The organism is Methylotenera mobilis JLW8, from assembly GCF_000023705.1.
Taxonomy (GTDB): domain Bacteria; phylum Pseudomonadota; class Gammaproteobacteria; order Burkholderiales; family Methylophilaceae; genus Methylotenera; species Methylotenera mobilis.
In genome coordinates, this window is sequence record NC_012968.1 from 1,405,180 (window position 1) to 1,420,337 (window position 15,158).

At 46.1% G+C, this 15,158-nt stretch carries 9 protein-coding genes; 3 read left to right on the forward strand and 6 right to left on the reverse strand.

The window, feature by feature from the left end; all coding sequences use genetic code 11:
• Positions 1-114 precede the first annotated feature (114 nt).
• From dnaE to MMOL_RS06565, 6 genes are all read right to left on the reverse strand, one after another.
• Positions 115-3,597, reverse strand: a complete 3,483-nt coding sequence (gene dnaE, locus MMOL_RS06540) for a DNA polymerase III subunit alpha (protein WP_015832230.1) — start codon at positions 3,595-3,597, stop codon at positions 115-117.
• A 202-nt stretch (positions 3,598-3,799) separates the two neighbouring features.
• The gene (locus tag MMOL_RS06545) at positions 3,800-8,989 is read right to left on the reverse strand and encodes a hybrid sensor histidine kinase/response regulator (protein WP_015832231.1); all 5,190 of its coding nucleotides are present in this window, start codon (positions 8,987-8,989) and stop codon (positions 3,800-3,802) included.
• Positions 8,990-9,079: 90 nt separating this feature from the next.
• Positions 9,080-10,867 (reverse strand): methyl-accepting chemotaxis protein, encoded by a 1,788-nt coding sequence (locus MMOL_RS06550; RefSeq protein WP_041928546.1) that lies wholly within the window; start codon positions 10,865-10,867, stop codon positions 9,080-9,082.
• 233 nt (positions 10,868-11,100) lie between these two features.
• The gene (locus tag MMOL_RS06555) at positions 11,101-11,616 is read right to left on the reverse strand and encodes a chemotaxis protein CheW (protein ID WP_015832233.1); all 516 of its coding nucleotides are present in this window, start codon (positions 11,614-11,616) and stop codon (positions 11,101-11,103) included.
• 71 nt (positions 11,617-11,687) lie between these two features.
• Positions 11,688-12,053, reverse strand: coding sequence for a response regulator (locus tag MMOL_RS06560; protein WP_015832234.1), 366 nt, complete (start codon positions 12,051-12,053; stop codon positions 11,688-11,690).
• 2 nt (positions 12,054-12,055) lie between these two features.
• Positions 12,056-12,436: a response regulator gene (locus MMOL_RS06565; RefSeq protein ID WP_049764514.1), complete on the reverse strand. Its 381-nt coding sequence runs from the start codon at positions 12,434-12,436 to the stop codon at positions 12,056-12,058.
• Between the two features lie 334 nt (positions 12,437-12,770).
• Here MMOL_RS06565 and MMOL_RS06570 point away from each other — a divergent pair, with 334 nt between their 5' ends.
• From MMOL_RS06570 to MMOL_RS06580, 3 genes are all read left to right on the forward strand, one after another.
• Positions 12,771-13,922: an FIST signal transduction protein gene (locus MMOL_RS06570; RefSeq protein WP_015832236.1), complete on the forward strand. Its 1,152-nt coding sequence runs from the start codon at positions 12,771-12,773 to the stop codon at positions 13,920-13,922.
• Between the two features lie 141 nt (positions 13,923-14,063).
• The gene (gene tpx / locus MMOL_RS06575) at positions 14,064-14,564 is read left to right on the forward strand and encodes a thiol peroxidase (protein ID WP_015832237.1); all 501 of its coding nucleotides are present in this window, start codon (positions 14,064-14,066) and stop codon (positions 14,562-14,564) included.
• Between the two features lie 129 nt (positions 14,565-14,693).
• Positions 14,694-15,083, forward strand: coding sequence for an RDD family protein (locus MMOL_RS06580; protein ID WP_015832238.1), 390 nt, complete (start codon positions 14,694-14,696; stop codon positions 15,081-15,083).
• Positions 15,084-15,158 lie beyond the last annotated feature (75 nt).

Sequence of the window (15,158 nt, forward strand, 5' to 3'; positions counted from 1 at the left end):
TTTATTGCCAGGTGCAGGCTTGCACTCAACACAAGCCCATTAAAGAAACGTTAAGTTTGCATAAATCCGTATTATCAGCGGCGTTACCACTTAGATAGCTGTATCCACAATGCGCTAATTATATAGGATTTTTACATTATTCTTACTCAACCATTCGCTTAAACTCGCAATCAGCTCATCATGCAAATCCACGCGCCAATCATTCCCTAGCATCAGTTCAACTTTGCTGGTTTGATTATGGTACTCAATTTTAATCGGGCAACCGCGCACTTCCTCAGAGAGTCCTACGCAGTAAGGTTTTAATAAAGTCTTTAACTTCGCAGCATCAGACTGGCCATTGCACATAATCTTCAGAAAGCTAGCACGGGTGTTTCTTAACGCAGAAAGATCATACATCTTGCGTGCATTCACGCGCACCCCGCCAGAAAACTCATCATGGCTTACACGCCCTTCCACAATCACCAACTGGTCATCTTTCAGCAGCTGCTGCGATTGGTTTAACAAGTCATTGCCCACCACCACCTCAATTCTAGTGGTGCCATCATCTAAACCGACGATGGCCATTTTGCCACGGGCAGTCATACGGACACGTACACCAGAAACAATACCGGCCAATAACTGCGGCTGCTCTTTAGGCGCCAAATTGGCTAGTGTAGTACTGATAAACTGGCTTAAATCTTTTTGGTAAGACCAGTATGGGTGACCGCTAAAGTAAAAGCCTAAGGCGATTTTCTCTTCTTGCAGCCGCTGCTGCTCCGGCCAAGGTGTAACGTTAGGCAGCACATGTACAGATTGGTCTGACGCCTCACCGAATAGACTATTTTGATTACTATTGGCATTAGTTTGTTCAGCCGCACTGATCGCTAAGGCCACCCCCGCCAATAAGGCATGGCGGTTAGGCTCCAGCTTATCAAACGCACCGGCACGTATCAGTGACTCAATCACGCGCCTATTCACCTTGCGCAAATCTAAACGGCTACAAAAATCAAATAAACTGGTAAACGGGCCGTCTTTAGCGCGCGCCTGCAAAATCACATCAATCGCGGCTGAGCCTGTTCCCTTCACAGCACCCAACCCATAAAGGATTTGATTCTTGCTCACAGGCTTGAACTTAAACTCGCTTTCATTCACATCAGGCGGCAGCACTTCCACCTGATTTGGTGCGCAATCGTCATAGAAGATATGCACACTGTCTGTGTTGTTCATATCGGCAGACATGGTCGCAGCCAAGAACGCTGCTGGATAATGCGTTTTCAGGTACGCTGTATGGTAAGCAACCAGTGCATAAGCCGCAGCATGCGACTTGTTAAAACCATAGCCGGCAAACTTTTCCAGCAAGTCAAACAAATCACTGGCTTGCTGCTCAGTCATGTTGTTTTTGGTTGCGCCCTCGGTAAATATCTTACGCTGGGCATCCATCTCTTCTTTTTTCTTTTTACCCATCGCACGGCGTAGCAAGTCAGCACCGCCTAAGCTATAGCCGGCCACTACCTGTGCAATCTGCATCACCTGCTCTTGGTAAACCGCAATACCGTAAGTTTCTTTTAGAATCGGCTCTGTCAGTGGGTGTGGGTACTCCACGCGCTGCTTACCATGCTTACGGCGGCAATAATCCGGAATCAAATCCATCGGACCTGGGCGATACAAAGCCACCAGCGCAATAATGTCCTCAAAGCAGTCGGGCATCGCCTGTTTCAGCATGTCCTTCATACCACGCGACTCCAGCTGGAACACTGCTGTGGTATTAGCGGTCTTTAACAACTGAAAAGTGGGTTTATCATCAATCGGCAAGGTTTCAAAAAACAGCGGTGGTAGCTCACGCTCAGCACGTTGTTTATTCGCATTTTCCAACGCCATATCTAAAATCGTCAGCGTGCGTAAGCCCAAAAAGTCGAACTTAACCAAGCCGACCGCTTCAACATCGTCCTTGTCATACTGACTGACCAAACTGGCGCCATCAGGTTGGCAATACACCGGTGAAAAATCAGCAATCTTGCTGGGTGAAATCAATACGCCGCCCGCGTGCATGCCGATATTACGCACCAAGCCCTCTAAGCGTAATGCCAGCTCTAGCAGTTCTTTTACTTCCTCTTCGTTTTCACGGCGCTCGGCTAGCTGCGGCTCTTTTTCCAGTGCATCGGATAAGGTAATCCCCAGCTCTAACGGAATAAGCTTTGCGATACCATCGACAAAATTAAACGGCAAGTCCAGCACGCGCCCTACGTCTCGAATCACGGCCTTTGCCGCCATGGTACCGAAGGTGGCGATCTGTGAAACAGCATCTATCCCGTACTTTTGTTTTACATAGTCAATGACGCGGTCGCGCCCTTCCTGACAGAAGTCAATATCGAAGTCAGGCATGGATACGCGGTCTGGGTTTAAGAAGCGCTCAAACAGCAGGTTATATTCCAGCGGATCCAAATCGGTAATGCCCAAGCTATAGGCAACTACAGAGCCCGCACCCGAGCCCCGGCCAGGGCCTACCGGCACACCATTATTTTTCGCCCAGTTAATGAAGTCAGCAACGATTAAAAAGTAGCCGGCAAAGCCCATCTGGTTAATCACGTTGGTTTCAAAATCCAAGCGTGCAGCGTAGACATCTTGCTTACTGGCACGCACCTCTTCATTCGGAAACAACACCTCCAGGCGCTTAGCCAGCCCTAGGCGTGCCTCTGAGATTAAGTAATCGTTCAGGCTTTCATTATTAGGCGTAGGAAACTGCGGTAAATAGTTTTTACCCAAAGTGAGACTTAAATTGCAGCGCTTGGCAATTTCTACACTATTGGCAAGTGCCTCTGGCATATCGGCAAACAACGCGGCAATATCTGCCTGTGTTTTAAAATACTGCTCAGTAGTAAAATTCTGCGGACGTCGCTTATCCGCGAGTACATAGCCCTCTGCAATACAAGTTCTGGCCTCGTGTGCGCGGTAATCATCTGGAGAGGTAAATTGTATAGGGTGCGTTGCAACAATAGGCAAACTCAACTCATGCGCAATATGGCGCACATGTTGAATATACATTTCTTCACTAGCTTTGCCTGCATCGGTTGCAATGCGTTGCACTTCTAGATAAAAGCGCTCTGGAAATAGCTGCTGCCATTCGTTGGCAAGTTTTTTAGCTAAAACCACATTACCTTGGGCACAAGCTTGCCCTACGTCGCCAGCAAGACCTCCAGATAACAACAGCAAACCTTCAGTACCAGCCTCTGCAAACCATGCGCGCTTAAACTCAGCACGGCCACGATATTGATTAGTTAAATAAGCGCGGCTTAGCAAATGACATAAAGTTAAGTAACCAGTATGGCTTTGGCACAGCAATAATAAGCGCGAAGGAAGCTCACGATTTTCAGTGTTTTCCAGCCAGATATCGCAACCGATGATAGGCTTGACACCCTTACCTCGCGCAGCCTTGTAAAATTTGACTGCACCGAATAAGTTACTCAAATCGGTCAATGCCAGCGCTGGCATTTTGTCACTCACCGCCTGTTTCACGTAGTCGTCTATGCGCACGATACCATCCACCACAGAATACTCACTATGGCAGCGCAAATGGACAAAACTTGGAGAAGCTGGAGGGGTGGGTGTTGTTTCTAACATAAGGTAATTTTACCTTATTACGGATAGCGTTGTCGGCAATGTATGGCGTTAACTCGACAAAAATATTTACTCAAAACCATATGTTTTGTATGATTTAAGGCTTGCTAAATCATACTTTTTAATGATGGGTAGCACACGATACAGGTACCAGCATAAGGTGAAAAACACCTGATGCCGGCACCTGATTTATACACATCGGCTATTAATGGTTAAGCAAGGCATGCACTTGCTCAATCAACACCTCATCCTGCACTGGCTTACCCAAAAACGCATTCACGCCGATTTCAGCTGCCACATTACGGTGTTTTTCTGCGGTACGTGAGCTGATGATAATCAATGGTGTATGCGAGGTCTGTGCGTTATCGCGCACATAGCGCGAGAACTCAAAACCATCCATACGCGGCATCTCGATGTCGGACAGAATTATCGCTGGGGAGATCTGCTGTAACTTCTGGATCGCATCCATACCGTCATTAGCCGTCACCACTTCAAATCCATCACGTTCCAATACACGTGATAGCACCTTGCGCATGGTGAGTGAGTCATCCACCACCAAAGCTACTTTTTTCAGTTTTTCCACAATAGGTGCGACATTAGTAACCTTAATTGCGCCGCTGGACAGTTCTTCTCTGTTTGCCAGCAACACAGGGTTAATCACCAAAATAATGGCTCCGTCACCCATTACCGTCGCGCCAATCATGCCCGGCACATGCGAGAGCTGGGTGCCCATCGGCTTCATCACCACCTCTTGGTTACCAATCAATTCATCTACATGCAGCGCAGTACGATAAGCACCACTGCGTAGCAACACTACCGGGGTATAGGTATGCGCCTGAGCAATATGGTCAACATCGCCCACCAATTTAGATAAGAAATGCAATGGATATTCGCGCCCAGCCCAACTGACTTTGCCCGCATTATAGGCATCGCTTAAGTTTAATGATTTAAGCTTTTGCACCTGCTCCACCATTACAGATGGAATCGCATAAGTTTGCGTACCGACACGTGCCAGTACCACTTGTGCGACAGACAATGTCACCGGCAGGTAAATGTTAAACATTGCACCCAAACCTGATGCATTGCTTACATCAATACGGCCACCTAACGCAGCAATATCGCTACGCACCGCATCCAGCCCTACCCCACGCCCTGCAATTTGAGAAACGCTATCAGCAGTAGAGAACCCTGGCTCAAAAATAATGGTCATCAGCGCCTGATCAGAAACTTCCTGATCTGCGCCAAATAAACCTTTCTCAACAGCTTTCTGTTTGACCTTAGCTAAATTCACACCTGCGCCATCGTCGGTAATCACTAAGGTAATTTCGTCATTTTCCAAGCTCACTTTAAGCTTGATATGACCAACCTCAGATTTACCTAGCTTCACGCGCTCACTGGCAGACTCCAGCCCGTGCGCCACCGCATTACGCAGCAAGTGCTCCAGAGGGGCACCCATTTTATCAAGCACGCCACGATCAAGCTCGATGTTCTCGCCCTCGATGGTCATTTCAACGCGTTTATTCAACTCCCTAGCCGTTTGGCGCACAATACGCTGCAAACGCTCAGATATAGTCGAGAATGGCAACATACGTACCGTCATCAAACCTTGTTGCAACTCACGGTTCATGCGGTTTTGCTGTTGTAATGCAGCATCAGTCTGGTCAAGGTTCAGCAGCAAACCATGTTGAATGGTGGCCACGTCGTTTACGCTTTCGGCCATCATGCGAGTCAGTTCTTGCAAACGTGTAAAGCGGTCAAACTCTAGCGGATCAAACGTTTCATTGGCTTCCTGCAGCAAGCTCATACGAGATTGCAGCTGTGTTTCCGCCTCAATTTCCAGCTCACGCAGATAAGTGCGCAACCGACTAATACTATCGGTCAAATCAGTAGAAGACTGCTTGAAGTTCTGCATTTCCCTATCCATACGAGAACGCATAATCGAAACTTCACCAGCCTCGTTAATCAACCTATCCAGTACATCGGCACGCATACGCAGGAACTGCGTTTTACGCTCGCTCTGTCTGGTTGATTTTGGTGTAGCCGCTTTTACTTTAGCTTGTGCTGGTGTGTCGCTCACTACAGCGCTACTCATATCACCTACTACGTCTTCCAGCATGTAACCGATACGGTCGAACTCAACAAACATGGCATCAAAATCATCCATGGTTACTTGATGCCTTAACGCGCGAATCACGTGATCTTCCATGCCATGCACGCTATCGCCAATTGCGGCTTGCCCAGCCATACGCGCACTGCCTTTCAGTGTATGCAGTGCACGCTGTAAAGAGTCTGGATACTCAGCCTCCTTAGGATTGATGCGCCAACCTCTTAAATCTTTACCGATTTGCGGAATCAGCTCACGTGCCTCTTCTACAAACAAAGCAAGTAACTCGTCATTGACGATAGCATCTTTACGTTGCAACGCCTGCTCTGCAGCTAGTAACACGTCAGTTTCCACTGGCAACTGAGCAAGCTCAACAGAGGACTCACCAGATAGCTCGGTCAACGGCTCAACCTGTGTAGTTGCGGCTTGGATAAGATCAGGCTCAACCATGGCAGTTGGCGCGAGCTCAGTCTCAGCCGGCTCTGCTGCTGCCTTAACTTTAGATTTGGATTTTTTCTTGGATTTTTCTGCACGCTCAATTTCAAGCACAGCGGCTTCTGCCTCTTTCGCCGCAGATGCCTGCATTGCAGCAGTGGATTCACCCAAAGCTAAAATCAGTGCGCGTGATGATCTTGGGTTTTTAAGCGCCTTGGCTTTTTCTAAGCCATCTGCCAATGCCTTGACCACATTGCCATACAGTGCAATATGCTGCTCGGTCCAAGTACTATGGTGCTCATCCAACCAATGCTCTAGAGCCCTAGCAAGCTCGCCAATTGCTTTAAAGCCTGCGGTAAGTGCATTACTGCCTAGGGTGTGCGCAGCACGGCAGCTTTCCGCTGTAGGCAAATCGGTAGAATCCACAACCAATGCCGCATGTGCTTCCTGCAATGCCAGCAAGTGCTGCTGTGCTTCACCCAAGAATATATTAAAGAAGGCCTTGCTTAATTTACGTGTGCCGCCGATCAGCACCTCTTCTTTTTGCACGGTAGGTTGAACCGTGGCTAAATTCTGCTCAAGCTCGTTAATCAGTGCTGAGGCCTGCTGTTGGAATGGAGTTGGGTTTAGACTAACTTTTTGTGCTTGTTGCAGCTCTGCTATCCAATTAGCAAACGCCGCACTTACCTTCTCGACAAAAGCCAAAATAGCCGGTGTAGGAAAAGTCTTACGATCCAACACAACATTAAGTAAATGCTCTACAGCCCAAGCCACTTCGCCCATTGTCACCAAGCCAACTGTACGCCCACTACCTTTCAGTGTGTGATAAGAACGACGCACCTCGACAAAAGCCTCGCTATCCGTTGCGTTAACACGCAACGCCTGCAAGTTCTGCGCTAACGTAGCAAGCACTTCTTCAGCTTCCGCCAAGAATATATCCAGCAACTCAGGATCAAAGGCTTGATCTAGTGCTTCGCCTGCATCAGGTACCGCCGGTGTTTTGGCTTGTGCCTCAGCGATATCGTTTGCGTCACCCAGGTTTAAATCAATCGCTGACAAATCAATTGGCAACACATCCTCAATGCGATCAGGCGCAGATGAAGCAAGCTCAGACGCAGTGGACTCCGCTTGAACTAGCCCCGCAGGCGCAAGGCCTAACATTGCAGCTGCATCTTCCAAACGTAACAGTGCATCAGCCAGCGCACGTTCAGCTTCGGTATGCACGTGCGGCAATTCTTCTGCATACAACCCTAACATACTCAGGTTTTCAGCAATCAATTCAAATATCGATAAGTGACCTGTACTGTCGTGATCTTTAAAGTGTTCAACGAAGTTTGCACTCAACTGAGCAATAGATGTCGGCACCGGCATTTCCAACATATCAAATGCGGCTGCAATTTGTTGCAATGGTTTGCTGGCTTCTTCTAACTCATTCGTGTTTTCTGGATTTCTGAAGAAGCTATCTAATGCTTTCTCAACAATAGCCAGAGCTGCCAACACTTGTTTAGCAACCGCTTCCACCAAGGTAGCGTCATGCTGTGCCTGCGCAAACGCATCCACAGCAGGAGCCAGTGTCTCGCCGCGCATTACCGCTTGTAAGCGTGAAATTTGCGTATTGATTTTCTGGTTAGCTTCAGCATCTAGCTGCTGATAATGATCGCAGCTAGACTCCAGTAAGTTCAACGAAGCTGCAATCTCAATAAAGGCCACATCATTCAGCTTGGCTGCATCATTTTGCAAATCTTGCACTGTTTGATAGCTTACGTTAAATAAATTAACCACACCCTCATGGTTAATGCCCTGCTGCACCGTGTTCAGGATATGTTCAAACTTATTAACCAAGGTAGCTAAATCAAGCGCGCTAGTGAGTGCATCATTCACACTAATGTTTGCCCATAAATCTTTTAGCGTTGGAATATCTGCAATCAGCTGAGCCAATGCTGCCTGCTCAGCCGCACTGGAGCTAGCGGCTTCCACCACTTGCGCTGCTGAAGGCAAGGCAGCATCAAGCTCAAAGGTGTTTTTAACTGCTGAAATCGTGTCCGTGCTTCTATCACTAATCGCAACGTAATACAGTAAATCTCGCAGCAAACGAGATGGAACCTTAGCATCACCCATCGCTACATTGCGTAATTGACGATCTAGCTTACTGCACAGTTTTTTTGCGCCGGGATTATCTGCTAACTTCTGCTGCGCAAGTGCATCAGTAAAGGCTGATGCAGCCCACCAAAGCGTTCTCGGCGCGCTTTTTGATTGCACCTGCTGCACTTGGGCAACCGCAACGCGCATGCCCTCTAGCGCCACCGCATCTTTAGTACGTAACCAGTCCAGTAAAGATTTTTGAAAAGCAGCTCTTTGCTCTGAGACAAAAATCGGGATTGAAGACTCTTCAATCGGATTACTTGGTAAATCCTTAGGTGCGCTATTGTCTACATCTGGGAAGAACAACTCACTTTCATCCAGAGTCTCGCCTTGCGCTTCTACGATAGGTTTTAACGCTTTGTATAGACGAATGGGCTGATCAGGCTGCCCATTCAACAAATCTTGCAGGTACTTGGATAATGCCTCAACCGCACCAATCAAATGCTCCATCAACTCTTGGCTGACTGCAATTTGCTGTTTGGCTAAACTGTCAGCCAGTTTTTCCAGCTCGTTACAGTAACGTTTGCAGCCTTCCAATCCAACCATATCCAACGCACCGCTCACCTGATACAGGTGGGCAATGGTAAACCTCAAGTTGGCAAACTCACTTGGATTCTGATTTACCTCATTAAAGCTTTCCAGCACTTTTTGCAGTGACTGATCAATCTCATCTTTAACCCAAGACAACGGGCCAGTATCAAATGCTTCAGGCATTATTTACTTCCATTTTCGGTGTGTAGTTTTTCATGGCTTTTTATGTGTCTTATGCTAACAATTAAACTTCTATGCAAAATAGTCCATGTCTTAAAGTTTAAAACCAGCTACTGAATCACGTAACTCTTCCGCCAATGAGGTGAGTTGACCTACAGACTCTGCAGTCAGCTTAGTACCCTCTGTAGTCTGCGTTGTAATCTCTTGAATCATCTGCATGTTATTTGCCACAGTGGTCGCTGACTCTGTTTGCGCATTAGTTGCAGTAGAAATAGATTGAATCAAGCGCGCAAGATTAGTCGTAACAGACTCGATCTCGTTCAGTGCCTGCCCGGCAGCATCCGCAACTCGCGCCCCTTCAACTACACCCTCTGTTGATTTTTCCATCGCTGCCACCGCGCCGTGGGTATCGGTCTGAATCGTTTTCACAATCGCACTAATTTGTTTAGTCGCCTCAGATGAACGCTCTGCCAGACGCTGAACCTCCTCCGCAACCACAGTAAAGCCTCGACCCGCTTCACCGGCAGACGCCGCCTGAATTGCCGCGTTCAACGCCAAAATATTAGTTTGTTCAGTAATGTCTGAAATCAGCTCCACGATCTCACTAATCTCTTGTGAGCTTTCACCCAAACGTTTAATACGCTTAGAAGTTTCCTGGATCTGAGTACGAATCTCGTTCATCCCCGAAATCGTATTCTGCACCGCTTGCGAACCCTGAATCGCCGCTTCTAGTGAGCGCTGCGCCACTTGAGAAGCCTGTTCCGCATTGCTGGACACTTGCAAGATAGAGCGGGTCATATCGTTAACCGCTTGTGTTGTTTGCGTAATCTGAGCTGCTTGTGTCTCAGCAGCAGTTAGCAATTGTTCCGAAGTACCTTGCGCCACAGAGGTCGCCGAAGTCACCTGCTCCGTTGCACGGTTAATCTCAACAACAAGGTCTCGCAAACTATCAATTGTATAGTTAATAGAGTCAGCAATCGCGCCGGCAATGTTATCGCGCACTTCCGCCTTTACCGTTAAGTCACCATCGGCCAAGTCACCCATCTCATCAAGCAACTGCAATACTGCCTCTTGGTTCTCTTGACCTTCTTTAGCAAGTTGGCTGGTCAAAGTTACTGACTGCACAGCCTGTTTCTTACCGTAAAAATACATCAAGGCTAACAACACCAGACCCAGTAACAACAAACCTAACAATACCAACTGAATAAATCTGGTTTGCGACTCAATCAATGATTTGTTTTCTTGAACAATCATTTGGGTAAAGGTATTACCCGCTTGTTTCGAGGCTTCAAAAGCAGCCGTCAATTCCAGCAATGGCGCAGATGCTGCTACGGTGCCTAATGGTAATGCCGGAATATATCGCTTATTGGCCACCTCAAAAAAGTTAGCACCAGCGCTAATCACTGCTTCTAAAGGCGCGGCCAGTTTCTTATTGCTTAAGTTCTTACGCCAGTATTCAGAACGCTCTTTAAACATGGCCTCACTTTTTGCAGCATTGGCCAAGGCATTATCACGCTTCTGATTATTAAAGCTGGTAGAAGCAACATAAGCCTCGTTATAAGAAGCAAAAGCGTCTAACGGGAACATCGGCGGCGGATTCGTATCTGCCGTTAATCGATCATAAGTATCTAGAATATTATAAATAGGGCCGTTCACACGCACCTGATTAATTACCCAGAAGCTCAGCAAAGCAAACAAAATAAATGCAACAATCTGCAGGAAAAGCTGGCGATAACCAGCACTCATGCTACCGCCATCAGAATTAGTCTTTTTGACGATGGTTGAGTTAGAAATTTTTTCCTTAACGTTCGTCAAGAACCCACCCATCAACGACCCTATTTGCGGTGGCAGGCTTTTGATAGCTGCAATATTTAATGCCATTATGAACCCCGATTTCTAAATTTATTATGCTTAACTAAACCACTATTCAATCACTAAATATCTACACTTAAAATATCTACACTTCACTACTGTTCTGCATTTAACCACGGCACTAATACAGCATCAACATAACTCAGCGCGATTACAGCAGCCTCACTTGCAGTGCGCACACTTCACCAAGATAATCATTGAACTCTGCCAACTGTGAGCTACATCCGCATGCTGGTTATATCTTAAGTTGGCTGTACAAAACTCTTATTTTGCACCAGCGCTTCCACATCAAGCTCCAGCCAATCCCCACCCTCAGCATCCTGATAAGCATTCATGCTAAAGAAACCTGCATCGACTTCTGCAGATTGCAACTGCATCCCTTGAACGCTACGCAGACCAATCAAGCTTTCCACTAGCAACGCCACCTGCACCGTAGATTCTGTGCTAAGCAATAAAATTCGATTATTAACCGATTTAGGCGTCGCTGGCATACCCATGAACTGCGCCAAATCTGAGATGCTGTATAAATTACCGCGAACGTTTGCAACACCCAAAAACCATGGCTGCGTAAATGGCACTAATTGCATTGGCGGCACTGGCAGCACCTCTTTTACATCCTGCAAATTGATTAAAAATCTCTTACCGCCGACCACAACGCCTAAACGAGACGAAGACTCACCTCCAACTTGGCTAGCGGCATCTTTCAGCTTAGAAAGAATCGCCTCTTGAAACTCACGTAAATTAGAAGTTTGCGCCACGATTAATTATTAGTCCTAGTCATTACCATTAAAAGAAAAGCGTATGGTGAACCACTTACTTTAAAAATTTATTACTCTAGTGTTTTAATGATTGCCAGTAAATCAGACTCCACCACTGGCTTGGTAACACAGGCTTTAGCGCCCATTTTCAGCGCCCAAGCTAAATCTGTAGCCTGTGACTTACCTGTACACAGTACAACCGGAATATGTGCAGTGGCAGGATTCTTAGTCAGTGTGCGCGTCACCTGAAAACCAGTTAAGCCAGGCATCACTACGTCACATAACACAAGATCAGGCGGACTAGCAGTCACTTTAGTTAAACACTCCTCGCCGCTTTCTGCCCCTATTACTCGGTAGCCCGCAGTTTCCAACATTTCAGTCAGAAAAAAACGATCTGTTGCAGAATCATCGACAACTAAAATAGTTTGTATTGCCATATTCAATCCACCTCTTTTTGATAACTTTTAGCCTTGGCACCATAGATTTGCACTGCTTCTATCAGTGTTTCTTGAGTGAAGGGTTTGGTAAGGTATTGGTCGGAACCGACCATGCGGCCACGCGCACGGTCAAACAAGCCATCTTTGCTAGACAGCATAATCACAGGTGTTGCCTTGTAGCGTGCGTTTCTTTTAATGAGGGAACAAGTTTGATAGCCGTCTAATCTCGGCATCATGATATCAACAAAAATCAGGTCGGGATGCTCATTCGATATCTTTGCCAATGCATCAAAACCATCCTCCGCGAGAATCACTTCGCAGCCAGATGCTTTAAGAAATATCTCAGCACTACGACGAATCGTATTGCTATCATCTATCACCATCACTTTGATTGTTGAGAGCTGATCTAATGTCAGCTTTTCCTGAAACGGCTTTTCCTGGCTCACCAGTAAGCTCCTTTATTTTGTATGCATTGCTACTTAAGTATCAATTCTGCACTTGTTATATTTCATTTTATATACAGTATGTCTTAATAAGCAATACCATTATTCTATAATCAAAAAAAATAATAATATCTATTTCAATCCCTCTAAAGGGTAATCTATAATGAAGAAAGTTACAATTCATTACAATTTATTACATTTGGCAGAATACAATAAAAATCTTAAGCGGTAATAAATATTTTTAAAGGTCGATGCAGGTCACCAAGGGATAAGCATGATAATCAGACAAGAATCATTAACAGCTAAAATGTCACTCAAAGATTTAGCCGCCACTTCACCTCTACCATCCGCTAACTTGGTATTGGTATTCGGGTCAGTAAAGCGCTTTAGTGAAGCCAAGCTTCAGAGCACATTAAAAGCACGTTACCCAGCAGCGCAAATCATAGGCTGTTCTACCTCTGGTGAAATCACCGCTACAGGTGTTTACGATGATAGCTTGCAAATCACTGCAATCTTGTGGGAAAAAGCGGTACAGCGTGTTACCCACACCAAAATGACCGGCATGCAAAACTCATTTGAAACCGCAGTGACCCTGGCAAAACAATTAAAATCAGACAGTCTAAAAGCAGTGCTTGTGTATTCTGATGGTTTAAACGTCAACGGCTCTGAGTTGCTAGAAGGCTTTAAAAGTGAACTCGGTGAAACGCCAATTATGGGCGGCATGGCTGGTGATGGCTTTAACTTTAACAAAACCGTACAGTTATTTAACGACACATCATCTGATGGGCTGGTGATTGCCGTGGGCTTATACGGCAACAGCTTAATTGCCGCCACAGGCGTAGGCAGAGGCTGGAAACCTTACGGCCCTCCACGCAAAGTAACTAAATCCGATAAAAACGTGGTGCTTGAGTTAGATGGCAAGCCTGCATTGCCGCTGTACAACATGTACATCGGTGCACACTCTGCTAAAGAGCTGCCAGGTAGCGGCCTAAAATTCCCGTTTGCTGTGATTGAGGAAGGTAAACGCGACATTGAGAAGATTCGCACCCTGCTCGCTATTGACCCGAAAACCAACAGCCTGACCTTTGCTGGCAACGTAGATGAAGGTGAAACCGTGCGCTTATGCCAATCTACGCACGACCGCTTAGTAGAAGGCGCTGGCGATGCTGCGCATTTAGTATCTAGTCATGCGAATGTAAACCAAACAGGGCTAGCTATCTGTGTAAGCTGTGTTGGCCGTAAAGGTGTAATGGCAGACCTAGTGGCGGACGAGGTTAAACTAGTCCAGCAAATTTTAGGCAACCAAACAGCAATCACCGGTTTTTATTCATACGGCGAATTTGCGCCAAGACCAGACACTAACGATAGCGTATTACATAATCAAACCATGACGATTGGTTACTTGAGCGAAGACCTACTCGCGTAATAAGCTCAAAAAACCAATCAAACAAGTGTGTAAACGGCTAGTAAGATACCTAGCCTGTTACTAACCCACAATGAATTTATGGTTGATTGGTTTAACTATAAACGATAAAGTTAGCCACTTTAAACATAAGGAGAATTAAGCATGGCAACAGTGACCCTCAAAGGCGGCCCAGTTAACGTAGGCGGTAACCTGCCACAAGTAGGCCAAACAGCCCCAAACTTTGAACTAGCCGATGCAAAGCGCGTGACACAATCACTCGACGCATTCTCTGGCAAACGCAAAGTGTTAAACATTTTCCCAAGTATCGACACACCAACTTGCGCAACTTCTGTACGCACATTCAACCAAAAAGCCAGCAGCGTAGCTAACACAGTAGTGCTATGCATCTCTGCAGACTTACCTTTCGCACAAAGCCGTTTTTGCGGTGCAGAAGGCATTGAAAATGTAGTAACACTATCTACATTCCGCAACACCGCTAAATTTGCAACAGATTACGGCGTATTCATCACAGACAGCAGCCTAGCTGGCCTAACAGCACGCGCAGTAGTAGTGCTGGATGAGCACAACAAAGTACTACACAGCGAGTTAGTAGCTGAAATTGCAGACGAGCCAAACTACGAAGCAGCTTTAGCTGTTTTATAAGTTGTAAGCTTGAATAATCAAAGCCCAGCAGATTAGTTTGCTGGGCTTTTTTTATTTAATACCAATCAGTTTATCAGTATAGAACTAAGCAGCCATAGTAGAGCTTGATGCATATAAGGAGAGTTGGATTTGCAAGATACAACAATAAAATTAGCGCACCCAGGCAAGCGATTTCTAGGTCAATTTATTGATGGTTTAATCACCTATTCTTTGAGCATTTTTACCTTTTACTTATTGCATACCACCATCGGCAAGGATGCTGCGCTCTTTTTGGCAGTCATCATTGGTCTAACATACTTTCTTTTTTCAGATGCACTGCCAAATGGTCAAAGTATTGGTAAAAAACTCTTAAAAATAAAGGTTATTGATCACTTAACAATGCAACCCTGCTCATGCGTCCAGTCATTTTTAAGAAACATTACTTTTCCGCTAGGAATTTTTGACTGGGTATTTATTTTTTTCGGGTCGCATCGTAGGTTGGGTGATTTTATGGCATCGACATTAGTAGTGAAGATCTAATGTACCTTTGCCCTCCCTCACTAACGTGACCCTTAGGGACATTCCAACTAAGCCGATGCTTTAAAGAAGCATAGC